The organism is Paenibacillus sp. MMO-58 (assembly GCF_037146255.1).
Lineage (GTDB): Bacteria > Bacillota > Bacilli > Paenibacillales > Paenibacillaceae > Pristimantibacillus.
Genome location: NZ_JBBCVY010000009.1, coordinates 193,850 through 219,395, shown reverse-complemented (window position 1 = coordinate 219,395; position 25,546 = coordinate 193,850). Strand labels below are relative to the sequence as shown.

The 25,546-nt window shown below is 52.9% G+C and carries 24 protein-coding genes; 2 read left to right on the top strand and 22 right to left on the bottom strand.

The window, feature by feature from the left end; translation table 11 throughout:
• Positions 1–27: 27 nt before the first annotated feature.
• Positions 28–2,436 (bottom strand): glycoside hydrolase family 2 TIM barrel-domain containing protein, encoded by a 2,409-nt coding sequence (locus WFJ73_RS24660; RefSeq protein WP_336775605.1) that lies wholly within the window; start codon positions 2,434–2,436, stop codon positions 28–30.
• A 125-nt stretch (positions 2,437–2,561) separates the two neighbouring features.
• On the opposite strand from WFJ73_RS24660, the gene WFJ73_RS24655 reads away from it, so the two are divergent.
• The gene (locus WFJ73_RS24655) at positions 2,562–3,410 is read left to right on the top strand and encodes a helix-turn-helix domain-containing protein (RefSeq protein WP_336775604.1); all 849 of its coding nucleotides are present in this window, start codon (positions 2,562–2,564) and stop codon (positions 3,408–3,410) included.
• 45 nt (positions 3,411–3,455) lie between these two features.
• On the opposite strand, the gene WFJ73_RS24650 is transcribed toward WFJ73_RS24655, so the two are convergent.
• The 18 genes from WFJ73_RS24650 to WFJ73_RS24565 all read right to left on the bottom strand — a co-directional run bounded on the left by WFJ73_RS24650 (position 3,456) and on the right by WFJ73_RS24565 (position 22,699).
• Positions 3,456–4,133, bottom strand: coding sequence for a VOC family protein (locus WFJ73_RS24650; protein WP_336775603.1), 678 nt, complete (start codon positions 4,131–4,133; stop codon positions 3,456–3,458).
• Positions 4,134–4,202: 69 nt separating this feature from the next.
• On the bottom strand, positions 4,203–4,814 hold the full coding sequence (locus WFJ73_RS24645; RefSeq protein WP_336775602.1) for a hypothetical protein: 612 nt from the start codon (positions 4,812–4,814) through the stop codon (positions 4,203–4,205).
• Between the two features lie 146 nt (positions 4,815–4,960).
• Positions 4,961–7,153, bottom strand: a complete 2,193-nt coding sequence (locus tag WFJ73_RS24640) for an alpha-galactosidase (RefSeq protein ID WP_336775601.1) — start codon at positions 7,151–7,153, stop codon at positions 4,961–4,963.
• Between the two features lie 32 nt (positions 7,154–7,185).
• On the bottom strand, positions 7,186–8,208 hold the full coding sequence (locus WFJ73_RS24635) for a LacI family DNA-binding transcriptional regulator (protein WP_336775600.1): 1,023 nt from the start codon (positions 8,206–8,208) through the stop codon (positions 7,186–7,188).
• Positions 8,209–8,351: 143 nt separating this feature from the next.
• Positions 8,352–8,891 carry a hypothetical protein gene (locus WFJ73_RS24630; RefSeq protein ID WP_336775599.1) on the bottom strand — a complete coding sequence of 180 codons (540 nt, stop codon included), beginning with the start codon at positions 8,889–8,891 and terminating at the stop codon, positions 8,352–8,354.
• A 308-nt stretch (positions 8,892–9,199) separates the two neighbouring features.
• On the bottom strand, positions 9,200–9,877 hold the full coding sequence (locus WFJ73_RS24625; RefSeq protein WP_336775598.1) for an ABC transporter ATP-binding protein: 678 nt from the start codon (positions 9,875–9,877) through the stop codon (positions 9,200–9,202).
• Entirely contained in the window at positions 9,874–10,986 is a 1,113-nt protein-coding gene (locus WFJ73_RS24620) for an ABC transporter permease (protein ID WP_336775597.1), read from the bottom strand. The genes WFJ73_RS24625 and WFJ73_RS24620 overlap by 4 nt, the downstream gene beginning before the upstream one ends.
• A 65-nt stretch (positions 10,987–11,051) precedes the next feature.
• The gene (locus WFJ73_RS24615) at positions 11,052–12,431 is read right to left on the bottom strand and encodes a sensor histidine kinase (RefSeq protein ID WP_336775596.1); all 1,380 of its coding nucleotides are present in this window, start codon (positions 12,429–12,431) and stop codon (positions 11,052–11,054) included.
• Positions 12,428–13,105, bottom strand: a complete 678-nt coding sequence (locus tag WFJ73_RS24610; RefSeq protein WP_336775595.1) for a response regulator transcription factor — start codon at positions 13,103–13,105, stop codon at positions 12,428–12,430. Before WFJ73_RS24610 ends, WFJ73_RS24615 begins: the two co-directional genes overlap by 4 nt.
• A 149-nt stretch (positions 13,106–13,254) precedes the next feature.
• The gene (locus WFJ73_RS24605; protein WP_336775594.1) at positions 13,255–13,647 is read right to left on the bottom strand and encodes a ferredoxin family protein; all 393 of its coding nucleotides are present in this window, start codon (positions 13,645–13,647) and stop codon (positions 13,255–13,257) included.
• Complete coding sequence (locus WFJ73_RS24600) at positions 13,644–15,278, bottom strand: FAD-binding protein (protein WP_336775593.1); 1,635 nt, start codon at positions 15,276–15,278, stop codon at positions 13,644–13,646. Before WFJ73_RS24600 ends, WFJ73_RS24605 begins: the two co-directional genes overlap by 4 nt.
• 60 nt (positions 15,279–15,338) lie before the next feature.
• Positions 15,339–16,136: an alpha/beta hydrolase family protein gene (locus WFJ73_RS24595; protein WP_336775592.1), complete on the bottom strand. Its 798-nt coding sequence runs from the start codon at positions 16,134–16,136 to the stop codon at positions 15,339–15,341.
• 31 nt (positions 16,137–16,167) lie between these two features.
• Complete coding sequence (locus tag WFJ73_RS24590; protein ID WP_336775591.1) at positions 16,168–17,241, bottom strand: ABC transporter substrate-binding protein; 1,074 nt, start codon at positions 17,239–17,241, stop codon at positions 16,168–16,170.
• A gap of 42 nt (positions 17,242–17,283) precedes the next feature.
• Positions 17,284–17,616, bottom strand: coding sequence for a ferredoxin family protein (locus WFJ73_RS24585; protein WP_336775590.1), 333 nt, complete (start codon positions 17,614–17,616; stop codon positions 17,284–17,286).
• Positions 17,613–19,232, bottom strand: a complete 1,620-nt coding sequence (locus WFJ73_RS24580) for an FAD-binding protein (RefSeq protein ID WP_336775589.1) — start codon at positions 19,230–19,232, stop codon at positions 17,613–17,615. Before WFJ73_RS24580 ends, WFJ73_RS24585 begins: the two co-directional genes overlap by 4 nt.
• Before the next feature lie 96 nt (positions 19,233–19,328).
• Positions 19,329–20,219, bottom strand: coding sequence for an ABC transporter permease (locus WFJ73_RS24575; RefSeq protein WP_336775588.1), 891 nt, complete (start codon positions 20,217–20,219; stop codon positions 19,329–19,331).
• A gap of 18 nt (positions 20,220–20,237) precedes the next feature.
• Positions 20,238–21,035, bottom strand: coding sequence for an ABC transporter permease (locus WFJ73_RS24570; protein WP_336775587.1), 798 nt, complete (start codon positions 21,033–21,035; stop codon positions 20,238–20,240).
• Between the two features lie 212 nt (positions 21,036–21,247).
• Complete coding sequence (locus WFJ73_RS24565; RefSeq protein WP_336775586.1) at positions 21,248–22,699, bottom strand: MDR family MFS transporter; 1,452 nt, start codon at positions 22,697–22,699, stop codon at positions 21,248–21,250.
• A gap of 178 nt (positions 22,700–22,877) precedes the next feature.
• Here WFJ73_RS24565 and WFJ73_RS24560 point away from each other — a divergent pair, with 178 nt between their 5' ends.
• On the top strand, positions 22,878–23,564 hold the full coding sequence (locus WFJ73_RS24560; protein WP_336775585.1) for a TetR/AcrR family transcriptional regulator: 687 nt from the start codon (positions 22,878–22,880) through the stop codon (positions 23,562–23,564).
• 65 nt (positions 23,565–23,629) lie between these two features.
• On the opposite strand, the gene WFJ73_RS24555 is transcribed toward WFJ73_RS24560, so the two are convergent.
• From WFJ73_RS24555 to WFJ73_RS24545, 3 genes are all read right to left on the bottom strand, one after another.
• Positions 23,630–24,310 (bottom strand): SdpI family protein, encoded by a 681-nt coding sequence (locus WFJ73_RS24555; protein ID WP_336775584.1) that lies wholly within the window; start codon positions 24,308–24,310, stop codon positions 23,630–23,632.
• Positions 24,311–24,317: 7 nt separating this feature from the next.
• Positions 24,318–24,584 (bottom strand): autorepressor SdpR family transcription factor, encoded by a 267-nt coding sequence (locus WFJ73_RS24550; RefSeq protein ID WP_015847019.1) that lies wholly within the window; start codon positions 24,582–24,584, stop codon positions 24,318–24,320.
• Positions 24,585–24,744: 160 nt separating this feature from the next.
• On the bottom strand, positions 24,745–25,437 hold the full coding sequence (locus tag WFJ73_RS24545; protein ID WP_336775583.1) for a TetR/AcrR family transcriptional regulator: 693 nt from the start codon (positions 25,435–25,437) through the stop codon (positions 24,745–24,747).
• Between the last annotated feature and the right edge of the window lie 109 nt (positions 25,438–25,546).

The window sequence follows — 25,546 nt, the reverse complement described above, 5'->3', positions numbered from 1 at the left end:
ATATAAATTGCAGGTGATCTTGCCCGCTTACGCGTTTACGGCTTCCGTGACGTCGATTGCTTTGATCGTTACCTTGGAGGAATGGAGTCCCTCCGCCGCTGCCGCGACAACAATGTCCCCGGCTTCGGTGGTTGCTCTTACGTAAGCGAGAAGCTTGCCGCGATGGGCTTTGCGTTCCCGCGAGCTGAACGGCTCCAGGTCTTGAATATCGCCGTTTTCCATCCCGATAATTTCGCCCGGACCTTCTATCGTCAGAGCAATCGGATGCTCGGCCAGATACACGGGACGCCCCTCGCCATCCGTAATCTGAATTTCGATATGCGCAATATCCAGCCCGTCTGCCTGAAGCTCGGCAGCATCCGCATGCAGCTGCAGCTGAGCAGCTTCGGCTACTGTATGAAGGACGCAAGAATACGCCTCGCCGTCTTTCCCTTTCGCCACCGCTTCCAATGTTCCTTCTTCATAAGCCGTCTCCCAAGTCAGATACAGCTCCGGCGCATCCGCCATCTTCCTGACGCCAAGCGACCGGCCGTTCAGGAACAGCTCCACCTCTTCGCAGTTCGTATGGCAGCTGACCTTAAGCTGGTCGCCCGCTTCCCAGTTCCAATGCGGCACGCCGCCGGTCCATCTTCTCGAGCCCTTCTCGGAATCCTCCGCCTTGATTGCGGCAAGGAAAACAACCGGCTTGTCGCTCCACAAGCTTTGGCGGTAATAATAGCTTGTTTTCTTGAAGCCCGCCGTGTCCATAAATCCGGCTCCGGCTACGCGCACCGGCCAGCCTTTGGCCTCGCCCAAATAATCGATGCCGGTCCAGATGAATTGCCCGCTGATCGCATCGTTATCCCGAACCGCCAGCCAAGCCTGCAGGCTCGAGCCGTTTTCGCTGCCGTAGGTGACTCTGTCCGGGAATTTCCGGAGATCCTCCTCGTACAGATGCTCCTTGTAGTTGTAGCCGACAATGTCGAGCGCTTCCGCATAACCGGTCAGGTTGGACAGCTCCGGGAAAGCAAGCGCAGCCGTTACCGGCCTTGTCGCATCGCATTCCTTAACCGCCTTCGCCAGCTTTCTGGCGATAACCGCCAGACGCTCCGCATTGGGCTTATTCGGATCGTATTGACGCTCCGCCGCCGGCTTGTTGGCATCGTTGTTGCCGGTCATCGTCTCGAAATAAGGATGGCAATACGGGTCATTCGGATAATCCACTTCATTGCCGATACTCCACATGATGATCGACGGATGGTTGCGGTCGCGCAGCACCATTTCCTTCAGGTCGATCTCGCCCCATTGCGGGAAATCCTCGTAATAGCCGAAATGCTTCGGCGGATACACGTTATGACCCGTCGACCATTTGTTCTTTACGCCTTCCCATTCGTCAAACGCCTCGTCGATAACAAGGAAGCCCATTTGATCGCATAAATCCAGCAGATTGGAAGCCGGCGGATTATGGCTCATCCGGATCGCGTTGCAGCCCAATTCCTTCAGCGCTTCAAGCCGGCGGACCCAGACTTTGGCCGGAACGGCAGCACCCAAAGCGCCTGCGTCGTGATGCACGCATACGCCTTTCATTTTCATATTCTCGCCGTTAAGGAAAAAGCCGTTCGCCGCATTAAATTCGAACCAGCGGATACCGGCCGGCGTCTCGACATGATCAATAAGCTCGCCGTCCCGCAGAATCTCCGTTCTTACCGTATAAAGATAAGGGCTGTCCGGCGACCAGAGCTTTGGCCCTGCAACAATCAACGTCTGTTCCGTTTCTTTCGCGGAGTCGCCCGGCACGGACATACTGCCATGCACCGTCTGCACCACTTGCCCCGTTTGGTCCAGTAGAGTGTTCTTTATTTCTACCAGCTCATCCTTGGCAGAACCGTTCGCCACTTTCACATTAACCGATACCTCGGCCTGCTCTTTCGATACGACGGGCGTTGTCACGAACACGCCATACGTATCGATATGAACCTGATCGGTAACCGTCACGAATACATCCCTGTAAATGCCCGATCCGGTAAACCATCTGGAATCCGCGATATCCTTATGGTCAACCTTTACCGAAATGATCGTTTCCCGGTCTCCAAACGAGACGAAATCCGTTATATCATAAGTAAAAGAACTATAACCGTAAGGCCGTTTTCCGATATAATAACTGTTGCACCATACTTGCGAATTGTTGTAAACGCCTTCAAAAGTGATGTAGACGCGCTTGCCTTGAAGATTCGAAGGGAGAGTTATCGCTTTTCTGTACCAGCCGATCCCGCCCGGCAGATAGCCTGTTCCGCTGGAATGCTCCTCCGAGAACGGCTCTTCGACCGACCAGTCATGAGGAAGAGTAACCTGACGCCAATTGGAATCGTCCAAGCCTTTATACCAGGCACGAGGCTCATCGCCTCTATGAAATTTCCAATTCAGATTTATATGGTTAATGATACGCCCCTTGTTCATCCGCTTTCCCCTTTCGCATTCCCTGTATTGCGATTCACCTAGATTATAGAGCTATAATAGGGAATATAGAATGAATCAAATTGCTGTAAACATACACAAAATTGTTGTTCCGGGAGCGTGAGCTTGTGATCAGTATATCCGGTGATGCCCACAGCTGGCAGGAGCGCGGTATTGAGGATAAAGAGCAATTTCTGGCCGTCAACTGGTGCGGCTACCAAAGGCTCCTGACAAGAAGCCTGACACGCAATCGCGAGCATGGGCGGATAGATTTTCAACTGATCTATATAACGGGCGGCAAAGGGCGCTTTCGCTTTCTTAACGAGACGATCGAGGTTCCAAGCGGAAGTCTGGTCGTCTATACGCCGGGACAGCCGCAGCATTACAGCTATCAAGCCGAGGACGGCACGGAGGTCTATTGGATTCATTTTACCGGGTACAGTGCTTATGATTACCTGCAGCAATTCGGCCTCTTGAAGCAGCCCGTTCATACGGTCGGCATGATAGACGAAGTAACCGCTTTGTTCAAAAAAATCATTCAGGAGCTGAACAGCCACCGGCCGCTCGGCAGTCATATGGTTAACGCCTATCTGCTGGAGATGCTGACTCTTCTTGGCAGAAGGCTGCAAACGGCGGAAGAACCCGGAGCGCAGGGACGGCATCCCGACATTAATCAGATGATTGCTTTTATCCATGAAAAATACAGCGATTCCTTAAGCATCTCCGAACTGGCGGGCGAATGCTCCTTGAGCGTATTCCGGTTTATTCATAAGTTCAAGGAAGTGACCGGCATGACGCCGATGAAGTATATTACCGAGATTCGGATAAACGAAGCAAAAAAGCTGCTGTCGGAGTCTTCGCTTCATGTGAAGGAGGTCGCATCCGTAGTTGGCTATGACAATCCGCTCTACTTCAGCAGGATATTCCGCAGCACCGTAGGCATTCCGCCAAGCGAATACAAGAAGCAATTTCAATGAGGGGAGCGGGCATGAAAAAGCCCTGTTCCGGGAACAGGGCGGGTATTATTCGGCAGAGCTCGTGATGATGATCTCGTAGGGATAGCCGGGAATAACGGATCTCCATTCTTGCGATCCCGCTATCGTGATGATAAAAGGAGCAACCTCCGCTTGAGTCTGCGTAGGGAACCAGGACCGATCCAGCGAGGCTGCGATAAACAGGCCATGCTCATCTCCAACTGGTTGGAAGTTTGTGCCGTTCCCGCGCCACGGGTCAAGGCCCAGCTCCTCCCGGCAATACCGAACAACCTCCGGCACGTCTTCTACCGGCATGCCCAACTCGCTGATGCCAGTCACATCATGGATGGTGAACGGTCCCCCCGCTTCGCTCGCAAGGTTATGCCTTGCAATAAATTCAACGATATTGCCCGCTGCATCGTAAAAATAACAGGCATGGGCATTCCAATCCTCAAAGCGAAAAATCTCATCCTGCCCGTCGCTAAGCGTCCGGGTTCGTTCACGCACAAAGCGAACCGCCGATTCCAGCTTGTTTTCTTCGATATTAAAGGCAAAATGATAGACATAGCTCTCATTAGCCTGTTTAAATGTTAATCGCGTATGCCCGGCCATTACGGTGAAGGAGTCATCTTCTTCCTCTATTAATGGCATGCCCAGCAAGCCGGTATAAAAGCTTTTTTGCTCCGGTACTTTATGCGTATACAGCTCTAACCGTTGGATGATCATTCGACTCTCTCCTTCCATACTCATCACAAGTTCTGCTGGTAGAATATATGAAATGCAGTATAATACAGCCTACTCTCGCTCGTATTTCACCAGGTTAAATCCTTCAAATCTCAGCGTTAACCCGCCGTCAAGATCTGCAAGCTGTTCCACGGGAATAAAGGCGGTGTTTCTGCCGTTCCCGTCGTTAATCGGAAGCTTGATGCCGTTATCGGCATAATAGTCCGGCATAAACAACACGTTGCTGAAGGAATGATCGTTATTAAAGACAGCGTCGGTCACAAAGCTGCCTTTGCCGTATAGATAAGTAGGATCAAACTTCAACTCGATATAAATATGGTCCGAATTCCGGGGCGGGTTGTACCACGCAACCGTCTCCAGGTAGATCTTCGTATGATTGCGGTTATAGATTAGCTTGTGCAGCCGAAATACCTCGCCTTGCTTCTTCGGAATATAGGCGGGATCAATCCGGAAATCCAGCTTCACCGACTGCTGCTGCCCCGTAATCCGGTAACCGTTCCGCGAGAATATACGATCCTCGATGACAGCCTGGGAATACCTCTCCTGAAGCATCGCGTGTACCGTTAGCAGCAAAGGCGTCAGCATAAAAGCGATCAGCAAGGCTGCAAGGCTTTTCACGGTAAAGATCCGGTCAAGCGAATAGCCGCGTATGCGAATGTTCACCTTCCTCATAACCTCCTTCGGCTCTTATTCTCTTCCTTCTATTGTACTCGAGCAAAGGCCTTTAAATATGCTTACTAGTAAAATTTAACCTTTCTTTTAGAAGCAAAAAAATCCTGAAAGGACTTTCCCTTCAGGATTTTTGTCATCTATTTTACCGCGCGGAAGCGGAATACCTTGCTCGAATAATCGCCATGGAACAGCGGTGCCTGAATGCCGGCATGCATCAGCTCGTCGCCGCCAAATGCGCCTTCTTCTCCGTCGAGTACATAGTCGAAGTTCGGATCAAGCCCTTTCAGGCGGAGGCGGTCCAGCTTCTGATTAGCCTCTTGAAGAACGGATACGTAAACGACAAACGCTTCGCTCTTGTCTTTGGAGACAAACATCCAAGCTGTCTCGTTGCCCTCAAACGGGCTAAGCAGACGGTAGAAGTCGCCGAATTGCACCAAATGACGAACCTCTTTGTACAGTTCAACCTGCTTCTTCACGGCTTCTTTCTCTTCTTCCGTGAACACGGTAAGGTCCAGCTCATAACCGAAGTTACCCGACAAAGCTACGTTGCCGCGAGTTTCAAGGGATGCTTTACGGCCAACCTGATGATTCGGAATCGCCGATACATGGGCGCCCATCGTGCTGATCGGATAAACGATGCTTGTGCCGTACTGGATTTTCAGACGGGATACCGCATCGGTGTTATCGCTGGTCCAAGTCTGCGGCATGTAGTACAGCATACCCGGATCGAAACGTCCGCCGCCGCCCGAGCAGCTCTCGAACAGAATATGAGGGAACGATGTCGTAATCGTCTCGAGCACTTCATACAGTCCCAGCATGTAGCGGTGAGCCGTCTCGCGCTGGCGGTCAGCCGGCAGGAGAGCGGAACCGATCTCCGTCATATTGCGGTTCATGTCCCATTTCACGTAAGTGATTGGCGCGCTCGACAGAATATCCGATACCGTCTTCACGATGTAGTCTCTCACATCTTGGCGGGAGAAGTCGAGAATGAGCTGATTGCGGCCTTGCGATCTGCGGCGGCCTTCCACATGGAGGCACCAGTCCGGATGCGCCTTGTACAGCTCGCTCTCCGGCGAGATCATCTCCGGCTCGAACCACAGGCCAAATTGCATATCCAGGCGTTTCACCCGTGCTACCAGATCCTCGAGTCCGTTCGGCAGCTTGTTACGGTCAACGAACCAGTCGCCAAGCGAGGTTGTATCCGCGTTCCGTTTACCGAACCAGCCGTCATCGAGAACGAACATTTCGATGCCAAGCTCTTTGCCGGCCGTAGCGATCGCTTCGATTTTGTCCGCGTTGAAGTTGAAGTAAGTCGCTTCCCAGTTGTTAACGAGGATTGGACGAGTTTTGTCGCGGAATTCCCCGCGAACCAGTCTTGTGCGATAAAGCTCGTGGTAAATGCGGGACATGCCGCCAAGTCCGTCAGGCGAGAAGACCATAACCGCTTCCGGTGTCTGGAACTGCGCTCCGGCTTCCAGCTTCCAGTTGAAGTCGAATGGATTAATGCCGATAAACAAACGCGACGAATGGTATTGATCGACTTCAACACCCGCAATAAAGCTGCCGCTGTACACAAGGTTAACGCCGTAAACATCGCCATGATCCTCGGTTGCGCCAACGCTTAGCAAGGCGAGGAACGGATTTTGCATATGGCTGGAGGAACCGCGGCGGCTCTCGACGGATTGCATGCCTGGCTCAAGCTTACGCTTGTGCACGTAACGCTCGCGCGCCCATGCGCCGGACAATTGCAGCATTTCGAAACGGTCATGGACAAAATCAACGCTCATGCTAAGCGCGCGCTGAAGATCCAGCGTCATTTCGCCGCTATTAATGAATTTCACGGAACGCGTAATCGCGTCATGATCCTCGAATACCGTATAGGACAATACCGCCGTAAGTCCGGTCAGGTCATCCTTCAGCGTCAGCTCAAGCGTCTGCGCTTCCGAGTCCGATTCGACGTAAACAGCCGGCAAGCCTTCGAGTTTCTTTTTCCCGTTGTAGATTTCATGGGAGTGGTATGTCAATTCCAGAATCGTCGAGCCGTTAGGCAGCTTCACTTGGTAGGCCGGCGAACGGAAATCGGTTGCTCCATAGGAAGGATACTCCTGCGGCAAAGCATCGAGCGACAGATCCAGCTGATTCTGGTCCGGATTCGGGCTGAACGAAGCTCTTTCTTTGATCTGGAGCAGGCGGTTAAGCTGCAGGCCTCTTACCTTCTTGCCCCAATAAATGTGAGCGGGATAACCCTGCTTCAGAATTTGAAACGCATAGCTTGTGTTTTTCGATTGCAGATGAAATACGCGGGTTTCCTGATCGTAAATAATAGCCATTGTTATGTTCCTCCTCAAAATGTAATAAAAATTTACCTGTTCGTTCCGCTGCTCTCTCGAACGATCAGCTTCGTATTAATCGTAATATGCGAGGTGATTTCTCTTCCTTCTACTCGTTCAAGCAGCAGCTGCACGGCCGTCCGGCCCATCAGCTCGGTGTGGACGCGCACGGTTGTAAGCGGCGGCGTAAGGAAGGCGGATACCTCAATATCGTCGAAGCCGATAATCGCCATATCCTCCGGAACGCGAAGACCGCGTTCATGAAGGGCGCGAAGCGCGCCAACCGCCATCGGATCGCTGGCCACAAAGCAGGCCGTCGGCCGGAGCCCATCGTCTAACATCCGAAGCATGGCTTCATACCCGCTATTCGACGACCAATCCGCCAAAACCATCAGCTTCGGGTTGTAAATCCCCTTCTTCTGCTGCAGCTCGGCGAACAGTCTGGTCCGCGGATCCTCGTGCTGTCCCTCTTCGCGATGCTGGTCGGGATTCGAGCTGCCTCCGATAAAACCAATTTCCGTATGTCCCAGCTCGTACAAATGACGAAGCACTTCCTTCATCGCTTGACCAAAGTTAAGCTGGACGGAATCGCAATCATCCGGCGTCTGGTCGTGATTGACGAAGATCACCCTGTCCTTGCGCGGATACAGCCGGTATACCTCCTGCTCATCAACGGAGCCCACCACAATAAGCCCGTCCAGCTCCGAAAGCGGCGTTGCTTCGGATTTCAGAACACCGCGTATTACCTTATCGATTCCGATGCCAAGCTCCTCGCAGCGGGTTTCAATGCCGCGCCGGATGGCACCAAAGTACGGATCGCTGTGCTCATCCTCAAGCGTTGACCACATGACGAGGCCAACTTTAATCGTGGAGAGCAGCTGATCTTGTTTCATTCGCTTGAGGCGAGCCGGCTTATATTGCAGCTGTTCGGCAATACTAAAGATGCGGCTGCGCGTCTCTTCGCTGACACTCAGCGATAAATCGTTATTCAACACCCGCGATACCGTCGCAGGCGAGACGCCTGCTTCGCTTGCAATTTGTTTAATCGTAGCCATAAATGCCTCATTCATAAATATTTAGTTAATAATTTTACTAAACTATAATTAATATTGTAGCAAATAGCCGCGGAACAAACAAGAGCGAAGCTTGCGGGATGCCGAAATGGCATAAGCAAACTTCGCTCTATTTTTGCATGGGACTAGTATTGCCCCCGCTCTTTATACTGCTCGGAAAGGGCAAAGGCGCTATCATAATCCGTGGCCGGAGCCAGGATTTGAAGGTCTTTGCCTTGGCCTTGGCCTGTTCCAACCGGTTCAAACAATAACAGCTTTACACTCTCAAATTCACCCTTTTTCCATACGTTAGTAAATCCAATTAGAGTTGACGTGCTTATTGCGCCTGTCGCCTTGAATTGCTCGTTAAAATAGGTGACAGAGCCCCAGCCCTCTTTAATATCCTTGTTAAAGGTTACCGGGAACATTCGTGCCATCGTCAGCTTATACTTCGCAACCTTTATACTTCCGGTGAATTGTTGGTTGCGGAACAGCTTCCGATGCAAGGTTCCTTTTACCGTAATCGTTGTTTTATCAACCGTCGACGGATCTCCGGGCCGGAACTCCACTGCCGGATAAGATACATTGATCTTCTTCGGAAAGTCGTATTTCCATACGATTAAGCCTGCAAAAGCTAATACAATAAATAGAACAATACCGGTTATTTTCAATCCTCTGTTCAGCATTTTACGCCACGCCCTCTCCACTCTCAGAAATTACCATATGGATTAGAACGAGCGCAAGAGCGAAAAAGGTTCAAATTAAAAAGGCTTTGGGGTATAACGAACCCCGAAAAAGCCTTGTACATTGGATTCACTACAGTAAAAAGAGGCTGGAATGAGCCGGTGCCTTAGCTGCGTTGGATGTGTTCCAGTAAAAATCGCGGAATGGAGCATATAACACCCAAATAGACTGATTACCCTGCATAGATTCCAACGTAGCTCACACTCCGTTAACTCGCACTGTATTAATGCAAAAGCCGGAAGCAACCGAACTAATGCTCCACCAAACGCCCCTCCTCCAGATACAAAACGCGGTCGCATAACGGAAGAACCCGTTCATCGTGGGTAACCATAATAGCGGCCTTGCCCTGCTCCTTGGCCTCGTCCGCGATCATGCGCACAACATCCATCCCGCGGCTTGCGTCGAGGCTTGCCGTTGGTTCGTCCGCAAGCAGAACGGCCGGGTCATTCATTAGCGCTCTAGCGATCGCGACGCGCTGGCGTTCTCCGCCGGACAGCTTCTCCGGATAGGCGCTGCGGCGATGGGTTAAACCTAGCTTCTGAAGCAGTTCCCGCGCCTTGCCCGTTGCCTTCGATTTATCCATGCCTCCCTGCTTCGCCACGAACAGCAGCTGCTCTTCCACTTTCAAATACGGAATCAGATTGGCGCTTTGAAAAATAAACCCCAGCTTATGAAGCCTCATGTCCGACAGCTCCTGATGGGATCTGCCGATGACCGATTGCCCGTCAACGAGCACATCGCCGCTTGTTGGCTCAAGAAGCGCTCCCGCAATGGAGAGGAACGTGCTTTTCCCGGAGCCGGACGGCCCCATCACGGCTACAAGCTCGCCTTCCGCAACGCATAAATTCAAGTGGTCCAGGACTACGCGCTGCATACCGCCATCCTCGAAAGAATGCGTAATATTTTGCAAAACGATGCGTTGTCTCATGCTGCCGTCCTCCCTATCGCTTCCAAGGCGTTAATTCGGCTCACTTTCCAGACGGAAAGCAAGGAGCCTGCCAGCGACATGGCCATAAAAGCGCCGCTTGTAAGAGCAAGCGTAGAAGCAGGAAGCTGAAACGGCATGCCGCCAGGCAATACCGATTCCAAGGCTTGAACCAGAAGCACGCTGATGGTCAAGCTTCCGGGGCATAAAAGCAGCACTTGCAAAGCCACGCTTCCGGCAAGATAAGAGGCACGTGTACCGATTGCCTTCAGGATACCGAATTGGCTGCTCTTTTGAATCGTAATGACATAGAAGAATACCGCCAGGACAAAAGCCGAAATGACAAACAGGAATACAATCATCATCATAAGCGATCCCTGCTCTTCCTTATAGCCGGGTATTGCCGAGACTGCTTCCGATTTCGTCACGATCTCGTGATCCGGTAAGGCTGAGGCAAGGCGCTCGGCCTGCTGCTTGTCGGCTTTGACCGCAATAGCATTGTAAGTCTTGTCCGTTGACATCCCGCTCCTAGTCGCCGCTACCTGCTGGAGCTGCTGCCAATCATGCTCGCTTAAGAATACGGCGGGGGAATGACTGAACGATTCCCGGCTAACAAAGCCGCCTACCGTCCATTTCATGCCGGAGGCCAGATCAACGAGCGTTGAGCCGATGCGGACTCCCGAATCCTTTAACTTGCTGTCGACAAGCACTGAACCGACACCGGCTTCCGCAAGAGATCTCCCCTCTACGGCCGGCGGCGTAAGCCAGCCTTCAGGCTCCACGGCAAGCAGCGTCACATCAAGCTTATTCCCCTCCAGGGTTACGGTAGTCATCCGGACGCCCAGCGGCTGCGCATTCTTCTCGCCGGCGATCGACTTAGCCTGTTCCAGAGCCTCCACTCCAACCTGAGAGCGGGTAAACCGATGGTTCGAATCCTTCTCCATTACAAAATGCGTAGCGTCCATATTTTCTATCGACGCCGCGTTGTCATAAGCGAGTCCCTGCGCAAGTCCCGTAACGAACAGGACCAGAAAAGAGACCAGCAGCATAATCGTTGCGATAAGCGTATAGCGGACTTTAGCAAACCTCATCTCCCGTATAGCCAAATACATGTTGCTTCCCTCCCTTTGATGGCTCAAGTGTAGGAAGCGAAAATGAACGGCGCGTGAACGAATGATTACAAATCGGGAAGTCTAACTGTAATACGAGTGCCCGCTCCGGGCGAGCTATCAACTTCGATGTTCCCGCCGTGCAGCTGCACGATCTTTTTCACGATAGCGAGTCCAAGGCCTGTCCGCCCCGAAGTCCGCTCGCGGGCACGGTCAACCCGGTAAAACCGGTCAAACAGAAAAGGAAGATGCTCGGGCGGTATTCCCTCCCCCGTATCCGAGAACACGATAACGATATGGGACAACGTCTTTTCCGCTAGCACCTCAATGCTTCTCCCGGGCGGAATATAGTTGATGGCATTGCCAAGCAGATTCATCCACACCTGCTGCAGCAGCACCTCGTCGCCATATAGCGTAAGGGAGTCGGGAACGGACAGCTTAAGCAGCAAATCCTTCTCCTCCAGCTGCCACTGCAGAACCTGCACGGCTTGGCGAATATGTTTATAGAGGGTAAAATGCTTTTTATTCAACGCTTCCTCACCCTGCTCCAGCGAGGATAGAAGCAGCAGCTGCTTGCCGAGTATTGAGAGATGGCGGCTTTCCGCTTCGATAATATCGGCGTAATGCTTGCGTTCCTCGCTTGGAAGCTCTTGCTCCCTTAACACGGCTGCAAACCCCTGAATCGAAGTAAGCGGCGATTGAATTTCATGCGACACATTCGAAACGAACTGCTGGCGGGTCTGGTCCACGCGCTCGAGCTCTTTGCTCATGGTCATGAAATGCTCGGCAAGCTGGCCGATTTCATCGCGTCTTCTCGTGGGCAGACGAAGATTGTAATTCCCTTGCGCGATGCGCTTAGTCGCCTCCGTTAGTCTTGTGATCGGCTTGACCAAATAGCGGGTACTAATAAGGAACAAGAAAATACTGATTATAACCGTATACAAACCGACCAGGGCAAAAAAGGTGCGAAGCTCGCCAAACTGCAAAAGAACGTCGGGCCTCATAAACAGGGCATAGTTTTTGCCGGAAGACTGCACTAGCACCCCTACCGTATTGCTTAACCGGTTATCGAAAAAACCGGTAATAAACGGCTTGTTCGGAAACTGTGCTACTCCGTGATACACTTCTCCGCCAAGCACGAGCGCAACGGCCCGTTGATCCAGATCCTGCTCGCGAAAGCTGCGTCCGTAAAAATGGGCTTCCCCTTGGCCGTCCGTCACGTAAATCTCGTAACCAAGCGAAGCCGCGTTTTGCAAATAACGCTCCATCCCGGCAGGCTCCGTCTCGATAAAGCTTTTCATCTGCCGGGCAATCCCCACCAGCTTCTCATCGTTGAAAGATTTCAGCTTCATATGGTAATACAGGTTGGATACCAGAAACCCGATTACGCTGCTGACCAGTATAACGGCCGCGGTGATCAGAAATACCCGGAAGTACAATGATTTCATTTTCCCTTCACCTCAACCTTGTACCCGATCCCCCGTACCGTCTGGATGGTAAAGTCTTCAGCGTAATCGGCAAAACGCTGGCGAAGCCGCTTAATATGCACGTCAACGGTTCGGTCATCCCCTTCGAAATCTGCCGCCCACACGAGACGAATCAGCTCCTCGCGGGAAAACAGCCGTCCCGGGTACTGAGCAAGCTGGGCGAGAAGCTCGAATTCCTTCATCGGCAGCAGCAGAACCGATTGGCCGTCGGTGACTTCTACATTTTTGCGGTCAATCGTGATTCGGTTCATCCGGATCAGATCATGGGATACCTGATTATAACGGCGGAACAGCGCTTTAACCCGAAACAGCAGCTCCTCCGGTTCAAAAGGCTTAGTCACGTAATCATCGGTTCCCCTCAGATAACCCTGCTCTTTATCCGACAGCTGGTCTTTAGCCGTCAGCATAATAATCGGGATATCATAACGCTCCCGAATGTATTCGCATAGCTCAAATCCGTCTATCCGCGGCATCATCACATCAATAATGGCCAGGTTTATCGGCTCGCGCTGCATGACCTCCACCGCCTCGGCCCCATCCTGCGCTTCATACACCTGATAGCCTTCGCGGGTCATCACGAAACGGACAAGCGCTCTAATATTCGGATCGTCGTCAGCCAGGAGCAAATGATACATCCTAGCAACCCCCTGTCGTATTCCAGTATTTTTCGTTGATAGCATAGCACAATACCGGGCAAACACAAACAGGACCCGGCTTTAACCAGCCTTACAAAAAAAACAAGTCCCAGGGCATCAAGGATCCCCTGGGACTTGCTCTTTTCCTTCTATTCAGTTCGTTTGACTCCGCTCCGAACGACTTCCGATACGCCTTGCGGACGGACCGTACGGGGAGGCAGGATTCTGTCGATAAACGGCGTTGTATCGATAGCCGCAATCCTCGTACGTCCCGGCCCCCAGCCGATAATGGCCCGCCAGCTGCCCAGCACGCCCTGCTCGGCCAGCTCCTGTTCGTTCACTTCCACGGTCTGCTCGGCATAAGGCGAGACATACAGCGCATCCGCCGGGCAATAAACCTCGCAGATGAAGCAGGTCTGACAATCGCTTTGCCGCGCAATGACGGGAATGCCGTCCTCGCCTTTATCGAAAACATTGGTCGGGCATACCTTAACGCAGATGCTGCAGGAAATGCACCGTTCCTCGCTGACTAATTCAATCATCCGGCCTGCACCCCCTCGGAAGCAGCCGCCGCCCCGGTTGGTACAACATTGCTGCTTGTTTCCGGCACCTTCTCCGCCCGGACGCGGATCTCTTCAAGTCCCGAGACGAGAAGCCGATGCTGCTGCTCCTCGTCTTGACCAGGGTATTCCGCCAGCACATGCAGTCCGCCGCTTCGGGATTCCTTCCGCGACAACGCAGCCGTATACATCCACCTAGCAGTTGCCGCCATCGCCGCGGTCTCGCGGGCGCGCACCTGATCCAGCATCGTTTGCGGCGCTTGATCATTCACCCGCTTCCATACCTCTTCCAGCTGACGCAAAGCGAGCTTCAGCCCTCGTTCGGTGCGGAAATAATTAATGCCAAGCGGAAGAACCTGACTCTGAATATCCTTGATCAGCTCCTGCGAGGACACTACGGAAGAAGCCGGAGCCGTTCCAAGCCCGTAGCGCCCGGCTGGCTTCAAATCGCGTTCCGCCGCGCTGCTCCGGTGAGACAAGGCATAGGCGGCTGCGCCTTTGCCCGCCCAGGTTCCCGAGCAGATCGCCCACGATGCGTTAAAGGCGCCTCCGCCGGATGCCGAACCGGTAATACGCTCGCGTGTTGCCGCATCCCCTGCGGCGAATAATCCTCCTACCGTTGTGCTGCAATCATCGCCAACAATCCGTATGCCGCCCGTGCCTCTTACGGTCCCTTCATAACGAAGCGTGAGCGGGAAGGGCTCGGTAAACACGTCAATCCCCGCGCGGTCATACGGCAGGAAGAATATCGCGTGGGATTTTCGTAAGATGGCCTGCTTCTCCGGGGTATCCGCCTTGTTCATAATGGCATACACGGGTCCCTTGAGCAGAGCCTCCGCCAGAAAATCCCCCTGCCGTCCCGCAACGATTTCTTCGCCGGCATGATCGTAATAAGTTGCCCAGCCAAGCAGTCTTGAACGGGTATTCGAGCCAAAAGCCGGGGACGGAGCATACTTGCGGGTAAACTCCATCCCCGACAGCTCTACGCCAAGCTCGCCGGCCATTAAGTAGCCGTCGCCGGTCAATACATTGCAGCCTAGTCCATTGCTCAGAAAAGCGCAGCCGCCCGTTGCGATAACAACGGCATTCGCGCGTACTTCCCAGGTCTGATTATCCTGCCGGGACACGCCGCGTGCGCCGCCTACGCCGTACTCATCAACCAGCAGCTCAAGAGCCGGCGACTGGTCGAGCACTTTGACGCCGGCACGCTTCACAACCTTGCGCATAATCGACATATATTCGGGACCGTGAAGATGATCCCGCATCGGAGTATTGTTCTCGTCGCGGACGAACGGATAGCCCCACTGCTCGATCAGCTCCATATTCGTATACACCTGGTCAAGCACCCGGTGAATCCATGCCGGCTCCGCCAAATGTCCGCCCTGCTTCATTCGCTCTTCCACGGCACGCTTTCTCATTTCTTCGTCTGGCGGCAAATACAGCAGATTCGTGCCTCCCGGCGCCGTCGCCCCGCTGCTGCCAAGGAAGCCCTTGTCTGCCAGTACGACCTTGGCTCCGTTAGTGGCCGCGCTCCAAGCCGCCCAAGCTCCGGCAGGACCCCCGCCAATCACAAGCACATCCGCGGTCAACCGCCGCTCTGCTGAATCACTCATCTTCCTTCCTCCTTATCCCAATGAAAAGAGGCACTTGAATGGCTTCAAGCGCCCTCTTTCTTATAGCAGCTTCTCCGCGAAAAAGTTGATTGTCGCCTGCAGCGCCGTTTGCAGCTGTGCGTTTGCCCCTCCATACGTATGTCCCGTATTAAAGGTGTGATCGGCTCCTTGCACCAGCACATATTGCTGATGCGGAGCTTCTTCTTGGAAGCAGCGCAGCTGCTCCAGCAGCGGCTCCCGATCCAGGTCTCCCTGCACAATCAAGGCAGGAAGCTGCAGACCGGTAAAAGCTTCGCGTATGTTGAAGCGCGCTTCATTCCTCTGCCAATCCTCCTGGACCGTCAGATCCAGCAGGCTAACCGTTTCGCCGGCCGGCAGGTGGCGGGATGGAGGAGGTCCTCCGTTCCACACCGCCAAAGCGGCTATTTGTTCCGGCTTCTCGCTGGCCGTCAGGATGCTGCTTCCTCCTGCTCTGCTGTGTCCTAGCAGCCCGACCTTTGCCAAGTCAGCCGCTTGAGCCTGCGGCAAATCGCCGTTTAATACCGCGCGAAGCACCGTCTCCAGATCGTCAAGCTCCTGGGAGAAGGTTGATGCGGCTGCAATCGACGCTTCCTCTAAGCCGTCTTCCCTGGCGGCAATACGGGAGAAATTGTAGCTGACCGCATAGAAGCCCTCTTCAGCCAAACGGCTCGTCACATCCGGCCAGAATGCCCAGTCCTTATAGCCTCTAAAGCCATGACTTACGATAATAACCGGATGCGGCTTGCCGTCATCCAAGGTTTTTACTTCGCCCTGCAAACGGATGCCCTTGCTCGAATACAACGTAAAGGACTGGACGGTCAGCGTATCTTTTCCCATATAACAATTCCTCTCCTATCCGACCTATCGGTTACTTCACTTCCCAATCCTCGATCTTGTAATCCTTTTTCGCTAGTCCTTCCTCTACAAGGAAGTCCTTCGTCCCCGTAATCCGCGTAATTCCTTCCGCCGGGAACGGCTCAACCGTAATATCGCTGATCGGGCTTACCTTCTTCGCCAGGTCTACGGTCGTTTTGTTCAGATCGGCAATAAACTGGTAATATTCGTCTTCATGCTGTTTTAAATCCTCCAACGCTTTAAGACGGGCTTCGTTCCACACCTTTGGGAAATCCGGGAATTTCTTCAGGTAGCTCTCCGATACAACCGTTACGCCCGTGCCATGCAGCTCCGGATGCTTGGTGGAATCGTCGATCAGCGTATACCCTTGGCCAAGCAGCTTCTGCGCGGTATAACCCGTGTTGGTCATCGCATCCACGTCGCCTTTAGCAAGCGCTGCTTGAGCATCGGGAATAAGCATATGGACCAGCTTATAGTCCGTCACGCCAGCCTGCTTCAGCAGACCAACAACGTAACGGTGCATGTAGGAGCCCTTTTGAATCGCAATCGTCTTGCCTTTCAGCTCTTCGACCGTCTTTGGACCGTTAGGACCGGAAATCAAATAACCGATGTTGGTAATCGTCGTCTGATTTATCAACCTGGTCTTCGCGCCGGAAGCGTAAGCGATAATGGCCGGGGTATCGCCCAAGCCGCCAAAATCAAGCCGTCCGCTGATCAGCGATTCCGTCTGGTCCGGACCGTTCGGGAAGCCCGTCAGCTTTACTTCCTCAATGCCGTATTTTTTTAATTCCGCTTGAATGATGCCTTTATAAAAGCCCCAGCCTTCCGCTCCGCCGGGAAGATTCTTATCATTGCTTCCGATGTAGCCGTAGTTGAGAACCGCCGGCGCTTTGCTGGTCTGTTCCGCCGCAGCTGCCGTCTCCGTTCCCGTTGACGCGCTGGCGCCGGCATTGGCGCTGTCCTTCGCGTTCCCATTCGAGCTATTGTTAGCTCCGCAAGCCTGCAGCCATGCCGTTGCCATAATCAGCACCGCGATCAGCGCTAGTCTAACCGGTCCGCGTAATCCTCTTTGTTTTTCTCTGCTCATAAAACAGACCCCTCTCGGTAGTTAAGTATGATGATGTTTTCCCTAAAATTTTGCGTACTTGGATAACCGGTACATATAATCATGCGAAGCGACCGGCGTCCTGCCTTTGCCCCAGCCGACCTTCTCACGGTATCCGCCAAGCAGACCTTGCTGCTCCGCTTCTTGCTCGGTAATGCCGATAACCTGCTCCGAATCCGGCGCAACGTACAACGCGTCTACCGGGCAGTACAGCTCGCACATGAAGCAGGTCTGGCATTCATCCTGCCTGGCGATGACGGGAATCCCGTCATCGCCCCGGTCGAATACATTCGTTGGGCATACCGATACGCATTGATTGCAGGACACGCACCGGCTCTCGCTGACTACCTCAATCATGGTGCAATAACCTCCTTCTCGGTACCTGCTTTTTCATTGACGGCTTCGGGCTTCACCCACACTTGATCCAACCCGCCGCTGATAAGCCGGTAATGCTGGCCGGCATCCTGCGTTGGGAAATCCTCGCGCTTATGCATGCCGCGGGTCTCCGTCCGGGCAAGCGCGGAATTGTACATCCATCTTGCGGTTGCGGTCATGGCCTGCGCTTCGCGCGCTTTCACCCCGCCTGCCGAACGCTCCACCGCCTGATTCCGCTGATCCTTCCACAGTCCGTCAAGCCGCTGCAGCGAGCCCTTCAGCCCTTGCTCCGTACGGAACAAGTTGCGGTCGTACGGCGCTACTTCCTCCTGCACGGCGCGGACGATCTCCTCCGTCTTATTCGGAGTAGCAGCCACCGTGCTCGTAATGATCGAAGTAGAAGCACTTTGCAGCCTGCGTCCCGCCGCATGCTCGCCAAGCTTTTTCGAATAAGCGGCTGCGCCTTCTCCGGCAAAAGAACCGGAAGACATCGCCCATGCCGCGTTATGGCTGCCGCCGCCGGTGAAACCGCCGCAGATCAGCTCGCGTGTTGCCGCATCGCCAGCTGCATAGAGGCCCGGCACTGAAGTGGCGCAGGTCTCGTCGGTAATGCGGATACCGCCTGTTCCGCGGACCGTGCCTTCCAGTCTCAGCGTTACCGGGAACAAATCGGTGAACGGATCAATTCCGCGGCGGTCGAACGGCAGGAAGAAGTTCGTCTGGTTCACCCGCAGCAGCGGCTTGATCTCCTCCGGAGCAAGATCCAGCTTCGCGTACACCTGTTGGCCTTCCAGCAGCTTGCGGGCGATAATAGAGCGGCCGCGCTTCGAGCCCGCCCCCTCTACCGGCGTTCCGTCCTCATAATAGAAGGAAGCGTAGGAGTAATAGGCTGTTTTCGTAACCGAAGAAAACGTCGGGCTAATCGCATAAGCGTTCGAGAATTCCATGCCCGATAACTGAGCGCCCGTCTCCGCCGCAAGCAAATAACCGTCACCGGTCAGCACGTTGCAGCCAAGCGCCTTGCTTAAGAACGCGCACCCGCCGGTTGCGATCACAACGGCTCCGGCATGCACGGTCCAGGCATCGCCCGTCTGCGTCTGTACGCCGGATGCGCCGCCAACGCCGTGTTCATCCACAAGCAGCTCGAGAGCGGGGCTATGATCCAAAATTTTGACGCCCGCCTTTTTCACCAGCTTGCGCATCAGACGCATATACTCGGGACCTTGGAGTCCCCGTTTATGCAGCTCGCCGCCATCATCCTTCGGAAAAGGATATCCGGCATGGCCAAGCCGGTTCATATTCTCGTACGTCCGGTCAAGCACCCGGTCCATCCAGCGGTGCTCGGCAAGCCGGCCGCCCATTTCGTAACGGCTGGCTTTCGCCTCCTCGCGCAGCCGGCCCTCCGGCTTCACATACCAGACGCCGGTGCCCGAAGGTGCCGTCGCCCCGCTTGAGCCGCAATAGCCTTTGTCAGCCAGAATAACCTTCGCGCCTTGCGAAGCCGCCGTAATGGCCGCCCATGTTCCCGCTGGTCCGCCTCCGATGACAAGAACATCCGCTTGCAATTGAATAGCACCGTTTGGCATTAATATCGACATTTCGTTTTTCCCCCTCGAATAATTGATTGAATATTTCGACTATTGTCGAGTTAAACTGCTGCTCTGGCGAGAACAACCGGGAATGCCTTTCAAGCATTAGCCCTTATAGCTGTCGCGCCAGTTCAGCCAGCGAATCTCAACGCTCTTCATGATGGAATCAATCAGCTTGCCGATTACCGCAAATATGATGATGCCGACAAAAATAACGGAGGTTTCCGAGTTCTGTTTGGCCTCATTGATAAGGAAGCCAATTCCTGAACGGGAGCCGATCAGCTCGGCTACGACAAGCCCAATCCAGGATACCGCAAGCGAGATTCGCACACCGATCAGAATATCGGGAAGCGCAGCCGGAAGGATCAGCCGGGTCAGCCGCTTGAGCGGACTGAAGCCCAGAATGCGCGATACTTCGAACAGCTTATTGTCTACATTGCGGATGCCGAGGAACGTGTTGATATAGAGCGGGAAAAACGAGCCGGATACGATAATGGCGATCTTGGACGTTTCCCCAAAACCAAACCACAGGATAATAAGCGGAGCAATGGCCAGATGCGGGACAAGCCGTAACACTTGGATGCTTGGATCAAGCAGGTATTGGGCTTTCCGGAACAGCCCTGTCAGTAATCCGAACAGGAGTCCGGCCGCCCCTCCGATCAGAAAGCCTAGACCGGCCCGCCCCATGCTGACGAGCAGATGGTGCAGAAGATTTTCCGAGGTGGCCAGCGTCCCGAATGCTTGAAGAATCGAGGCCGGCGACGGCATAAACATAGGCGAGATATACCCGGCCGAAGCAGCGATCTGCCACAAAACAAGAAGCACGGCCGGAATCGCCGCCCCTATTGCAATATCTTTCAGGATAGCTGCCGCAAGCTTGGTTGACCAACGCCGCTTACGCTTTGCAGCCCCTTTTCCCGCGGCTCTCTCCCCTCCGGCTAGCCCCGCTTCCGGTGCCGCTTGGGGAGAAACAATCGCTTCGAGTGAATTGCTCATGATTTCCTTGCCTCCCTTCTAGCCGTTGTAACGGTCCTTCCATCTGAGCAGCCGGCGCTCGATCAAGGCGAGCAGCGTGTCGGTGAACAGCCCAAGAACGGCGAAGATAAAGATTCCTACGAAGACCACAGGCGTATCCGCAAACTGCCGGGCATCCGACATCATATAACCGATCCCGGAGGTTGAAGCAATCAGCTCCGCAACAACCAGGCCAAGCCAGGATAACCCGATCGATAAGCGCGCGCCCAAAATAATATTCGGCAGAGCCGCCGGCAGGATCAGCCTTGTGATCTGCTTCAAGCGGCTGAAGCCCAGCACTCTTGCCACTTCAAACAGCTTGTTGTCCACATTGCGGATTCCGAGGAACGTATTGATGTACAGCGGGAAAAAGGCGCTTTTGGCAATTAGCAGCACTTTGGATTCCTCGCCGATGCCGAACCATAAAATAAACAGCGGCACTACGGCAAGGCTTGGGATCATCCGGATCATCTGAATCGATGGATCGAGCAGCTTTTCCGTCCGTCGGAACAAGCCAACCGCAATGCCAAACAGCAAGCCCAGCGAACCGCCAAGCGCAAAACCCAGCAAAGCCCTCGTCACGCTGATCTGGATATTCGACCAGAGGTCTCCTGTCGATGTCAAGGAAACGCCGGCCTCCACAATCGTATAAGGCGTCGGGAACAGCAGCTCCGATATATAGCCGTAATGCCCAAGCACCTGCCATAAGACCAGCAGCGTTACCGGAAATACAAGCGCCAGCCCCGTCAGCGTCAGCTTGCCCGGCGCTTTTCCTGCCTCCGCAGCTTGACTGCTCATCTTTATCACCACTTTCCCCTAAAATAAAAAAGAGGCATCCCCATATAAAATAAGAGAATGCCTCCGTTAGAACGGTGGACGTTTTTATTAATCTCGTTAATTCCTATTGACTAACTGTGGTATAAGATTAGCATGGGGATTTTTGACTGTCAACCGGAAAATCCTCAAACGCAAAAAAAGCATCACGGCCTCATGGCCATGATGCTTTTTCATTAAGCTGCGGCTGCAGCGTTTTTGGAACGTTTCGCTTGTTTGCGGATGATAAGGGTGAACGGAATCGCGATAACCGCGATATAAGTCGCTATCGTAAAGACATCATTAACGCTGAGCGTAAAGGCGAACAGCGGAATGACCTTTGCGTTTTCCGCGCCGGCTTGCGTCAGATCCGAAACATGAGTAATCGTATGGGAAGCCAGCAGCGAGGTGAACAAGGCGATTGCAAAGGAGCCGCCTACGTTACGCACCCAGTTGGTTACCGAGGATGCATGCCCCACCATTTGCGGCGGAATTTCTTCCATGCCGGCCGTGCTTGTTGCCGCAGCGGCAAACGATACCCCAAGGTTACGAACCGCCATCCAGAAAATCACATACAAATGCGAGCTGTCCGTATGCAGATGAGTCATCTCGTAGCTGCCGAGAATAATAAGCACAAGCCCGCCGATCGTCATCCATTTCGCGCCAACGCGCGGGTACAGCTTGCCGGCAATCGGCATCGCCAGCGCCATCACAAGAGACGAAGGAAGCAGGATAAGCCCCGTATCCATCGGCGTGATTTGCTGCACATTTTGCAGGAATAGCGGAACAAGCAAGGTGCCCGAATACAGGCTGATCGTAATAATCGTGTTGGCTACCAGCGTAATCGAGAAGCGGTAGTTGCCGAACACTCTCAGGTTAAGCAACGGATTCTGCGTTCTAAGCTCATGCCAGATAAAGAGCACCAGCATGACCGCTCCAAGACCAAACAGGCCTAGCACTTTTGCGGAATCCCAACCCCATTGGCGCCCTTCGCTCAAGGCAAGCAGCAGCGCTACGCTGCTGAGCACAACGGTAGTCAGACCAAGCTTATCCAGAACCTTAGCCGTTCCGATTCTAACATCCGGAATCATCGCTATAATAAACAGGATCGCCACGATACCGATTGGCACGTTCATAAAGAAAATCCAGCGCCAGTCGAACTGCTGAATGAGCCAGCCGCTGAGCGTTGGGCCAAATGCCGGAGCAAGCATGCCGGACAAGCCCCAGATACTTACGGCAAACGGCTGTTTTTCCTTCGGAATGATCTGAAAAATAATGGTCATGGTCGCAGGCATAACAAGCCCCGTAAAGATGCCTTGGATAATCCGGAAAGCAATCAGCGAACCGGCATTCCAGGAAAAGCCGCACAATAAGGAGAAAATAACAAACCCGATCATGGCGTACAGATAGACGTTCTTGTAGCCGAATTTATCCCCCAAATAACCCGACAACGGCGCGATCGTTCCCAAGGAAAGCATAAAGCCCGTTAAGGTCCACTGCACCGTGCTTAGGTCCGAGTGGAAATCCTGCATAAAGATCGTAAGCGCGACATTAATGGTGCTGATCCCGAGAATACTCAGGAAAGCGCCAAAAAATATGGCAATCATAATCGGCCAGAACCGGATATTCTGGCTGGATGATGTATTCATTTGTTCCTCTTCTCCTATCTCTTATGGCCGGATGGCCTACTGTAGAAATGATCATACTGCAAAAAGTATCCAAAGTAAACTCATTTACATAAAATTAGTTTAGTTTGACTATTTGGTTCATTTCATTATCCGGCATAATCGTGTATACTCTTACATAGGAAGAGAGGTTGGAACCTTTATGGATACAACGGGTGAAACGCAAAGCTGCCGATATACCGATGAAACGACCAAAAACAAATATGTCGCCAAGCTGTTGCATCCCATAAAGTCAAACGGCTTTCAGGGACTTCGCATGGATGACATCGCCAAGGCGATGGATCTGTCCAAAGCGACATTATATAAATATTTTCCTTCCCGCGATGAGATCATTGAGCGGCTGACAGACCTTTATATTAAGTATGTAGTTTGCGATGAAGCAAAGCTGATGGAAGGTAGCCCCGAGGCATATATCAAGGGCTTTCAGTCCACCTTCTCGCAGACGCTTATTATTGCTAACTACGGCACGGAACCCTTTTTCCAGGATTTGCGCGAAATCTATCCGCAGTTGCTGGCCTCGATCGAAGTATCGATCAGTGACCGCAACGGCCGGCTTCGGGCGTTCTACGAGCGGGGCATGGCCGAAGGGTATATGAACGATTTGAATGCGATGCTTATCATCCTGCAAGACGAGCTTATGTTCCAGAAGCTGCTCGATCCGCATTATTTGATGAGGCACAACCTCACGCTTCGGGGCGCCATCTGGGATTACTACCAGATCAAGAAGCAGCAGCTGTTCAAGCCCGACGTGCTTGCCCAGATTAACGATGAAACCATGTCGGAGAAGGTGGATTCCTTGGTTCGGAAAATCACTTACGGGGTCTCTTAAGCAGCAAATGAATAAAGGCAGCTAACGGGTTCGTCACCCGGCAGCTGCCTTTATTTGTCCCTTATTTACGACTTCTTTTTCGCTCCCGTAAACAAGAGATAAGAGTAAAGATACGGGACAACGACACTTAGTATCATGCTAACGATTAGAACCGCAATGAGCCACTTAGCCGATAGCAGGCATGCTCCCAATAGCATCAGAATCCCCGCTACAAACCATAACCTTCCGCCCAGACGGTGCGTGCTGCGCCAGTTATTCTCATCCGTGATCGTCCACGGCGTCCGGATTCCCATAAAGAAATTGCTGCGAAGCTGCCCCATCCGGTTGCCGATGATCATCCACATAATGCCGAGGCCGCCAAACACGATATTGACAAACGGCAGATCGTAATCCAGATTTTGCAGAAACATCAGCACAAACACGCCGTGGATAAACAAGCTGATCGTCCACCGCATCAACGTGTAATACTCGCTGAACCTTGCATAGTTCTGACGGCGCGGATCGACATTTCGGACGACCGATAGAAATACGGGCAGCGCGATGCCGATACCCGCGTACAGCAGCCACATGCCCGATTTGGTCATTGTGCCATCCTGCTCGCCTTTGACATTGTAGTGACTGCCTACGACATCCGGAAGCTGATGGTTAAACACAAGAAATGCGATTCCGAAAATAACGGCATTAACGATAAGCAAAATCCAGTCTTGCTTGCCCCAGCGTATGGTCTGATTCGTTGTTTCGTTCATCTTTACTTCAGTCCCCTTTCGTTCCGAGTATGCCGAGGAACCAGCCCATTGCTTCCTGCACAACGGTCATGTTCAGCGAGTACACCCGATTTTGTCCCTGTCTTTCTTCGGTCACCAGCTTGGCTTGCTTCAGCAAATTCAAATGATGGGAAATGCTTGGCTTGGAAATATTAAAATGGTCGGCGATTTGTCCGGCGGACAGATCCTGTTCCCTCAGCATTTGAAGGATCTGCCGTCTTGTCGGATCGGACAACGCCTTAAAGGCATCATTCAAGATTGACTCACTCCTTCCGAAGCAACTATTCGATATTTAGATAATATTCTAAATATCGAATAAAAGCAAGCATGCATATCCCCTTTTTCAAGAAAATCTGCATAGGGTCAATCGAAAAAAAAAAGCCTGCCGTTGCGGCAGGCTGTCCATCCGTCCTATTCTAATGCGCCGTCTCCTGTTCTTTAATCACCTGTTCAATTCCCGACAGAATCAGCTTCAACCCGAACTCAAACGCTCCGTCAGTCCCCATCAGCTCGAATAGTCCGTTCTTGAACATCCTCCGGAACAGTCCAGCATCCGTCTCGCTCATCGAGTCGAGAAGATGAAGCATCTCGCCGCTTGGCATCTCTCCCTGCTCCTTAAGAATAGCGGAGACATTACGCTGATGCTCGTAATCGTCCAGAACGAAGTAGAAAACATAATTCATAACCGTAAGAATAGCCTGTAACTTCTGCTCTTGGTCAAGCGGCGTCGATTCCACGCAGAGCAGCATACGGTTGGTGAACCGGATGATGTCCGGCTCGTGGGGAAGCGTCATCATCATAAGCTGCGTGGAGCAAGGGTAACGGCGGAGCACAATCCGTACCGTTACCGCAAGGCCTGCCAGCTGTTCTTTCCAGTCCCCTTCGGAGCGGTACTCCTCCAAAATAATTTTCGACACCTGATTAGCCAGACGCTGATAAAGTTTCTGCTTGCTCTTGAAGTACCAGTACAGAGAAGGAGCCTGAATACCCAGCCGATCGGCTAAACGTCTCATGCTAAACTTCTCGATCCCTTCCTCCCCCAAAAGCTCCCATGAGGCATCCAGTATCTTATCCTCCGAAATCTGCGGCTGCTTCTGCTTCTTATTCATCCGTATCCGTCCTTTAATCTAACAGTGTAAGTTTATTCTTTACAGGTTTATAAGTTCATGATATCATCTAACACTGTAAGGTTCAATCTAACACCGTTAGACAAACACA

Excerpts from the sequence above, each read along its gene's own strand:
- WFJ73_RS24620 (WP_336775597.1), bottom strand. The coding sequence starts at position 10,986 with ATGTATTTGGCTATACGGGAGATGAGGTTTGCTAAAGTCCGCTATACG.
- WFJ73_RS24660 (WP_336775605.1), bottom strand. The coding sequence starts at position 2,436 with ATGAACAAGGGGCGTATCATTAACCATATAAATCTGAATTGGAAATTT.
- WFJ73_RS24610 (WP_336775595.1), bottom strand. The coding sequence starts at position 13,105 with ATGTATCATTTGCTCCTGGCTGACGACGATCCGAATATTAGAGCGCTT.
- WFJ73_RS24640 (WP_336775601.1), bottom strand. The coding sequence starts at position 7,153 with ATGGCTATTATTTACGATCAGGAAACCCGCGTATTTCATCTGCAATCG.
- WFJ73_RS24575 (WP_336775588.1), bottom strand. The coding sequence starts at position 20,219 with ATGAGCAATTCACTCGAAGCGATTGTTTCTCCCCAAGCGGCACCGGAA.
- WFJ73_RS24580 (WP_336775589.1), bottom strand. The coding sequence starts at position 19,232 with ATGTCGATATTAATGCCAAACGGTGCTATTCAATTGCAAGCGGATGTT.
- WFJ73_RS24635 (WP_336775600.1), bottom strand. The coding sequence starts at position 8,208 with ATGGCTACGATTAAACAAATTGCAAGCGAAGCAGGCGTCTCGCCTGCG.
- WFJ73_RS24555 (WP_336775584.1), bottom strand. The coding sequence starts at position 24,310 with ATGAACGAAACAACGAATCAGACCATACGCTGGGGCAAGCAAGACTGG.
- WFJ73_RS24615 (WP_336775596.1), bottom strand. The coding sequence starts at position 12,431 with ATGAAATCATTGTACTTCCGGGTATTTCTGATCACCGCGGCCGTTATA.
- WFJ73_RS24585 (WP_336775590.1), bottom strand. The coding sequence starts at position 17,616 with ATGATTGAGGTAGTCAGCGAGAGCCGGTGCGTGTCCTGCAATCAATGC.
- WFJ73_RS24545 (WP_336775583.1), bottom strand. The coding sequence starts at position 25,437 with ATGAATAAGAAGCAGAAGCAGCCGCAGATTTCGGAGGATAAGATACTG.
- WFJ73_RS24590 (WP_336775591.1), bottom strand. The coding sequence starts at position 17,241 with ATGAGCAGAGAAAAACAAAGAGGATTACGCGGACCGGTTAGACTAGCG.
- WFJ73_RS24570 (WP_336775587.1), bottom strand. The coding sequence starts at position 21,035 with ATGAGCAGTCAAGCTGCGGAGGCAGGAAAAGCGCCGGGCAAGCTGACG.
- WFJ73_RS24625 (WP_336775598.1), bottom strand. The coding sequence starts at position 9,877 with ATGAGACAACGCATCGTTTTGCAAAATATTACGCATTCTTTCGAGGAT.
- WFJ73_RS24605 (WP_336775594.1), bottom strand. The coding sequence starts at position 13,647 with ATGATTGAATTAGTCAGCGAGGAACGGTGCATTTCCTGCAGCATCTGC.
- WFJ73_RS24595 (WP_336775592.1), bottom strand. The coding sequence starts at position 16,136 with ATGGGAAAAGATACGCTGACCGTCCAGTCCTTTACGTTGTATTCGAGC.
- WFJ73_RS24650 (WP_336775603.1), bottom strand. The coding sequence starts at position 4,133 with ATGATCATCCAACGGTTAGAGCTGTATACGCATAAAGTACCGGAGCAA.
- WFJ73_RS24560 (WP_336775585.1), top strand. The coding sequence starts at position 22,878 with ATGGATACAACGGGTGAAACGCAAAGCTGCCGATATACCGATGAAACG.
- WFJ73_RS24565 (WP_336775586.1), bottom strand. The coding sequence starts at position 22,699 with ATGAATACATCATCCAGCCAGAATATCCGGTTCTGGCCGATTATGATT.
- WFJ73_RS24630 (WP_336775599.1), bottom strand. The coding sequence starts at position 8,891 with ATGCTGAACAGAGGATTGAAAATAACCGGTATTGTTCTATTTATTGTA.
- WFJ73_RS24600 (WP_336775593.1), bottom strand. The coding sequence starts at position 15,278 with ATGAGTGATTCAGCAGAGCGGCGGTTGACCGCGGATGTGCTTGTGATT.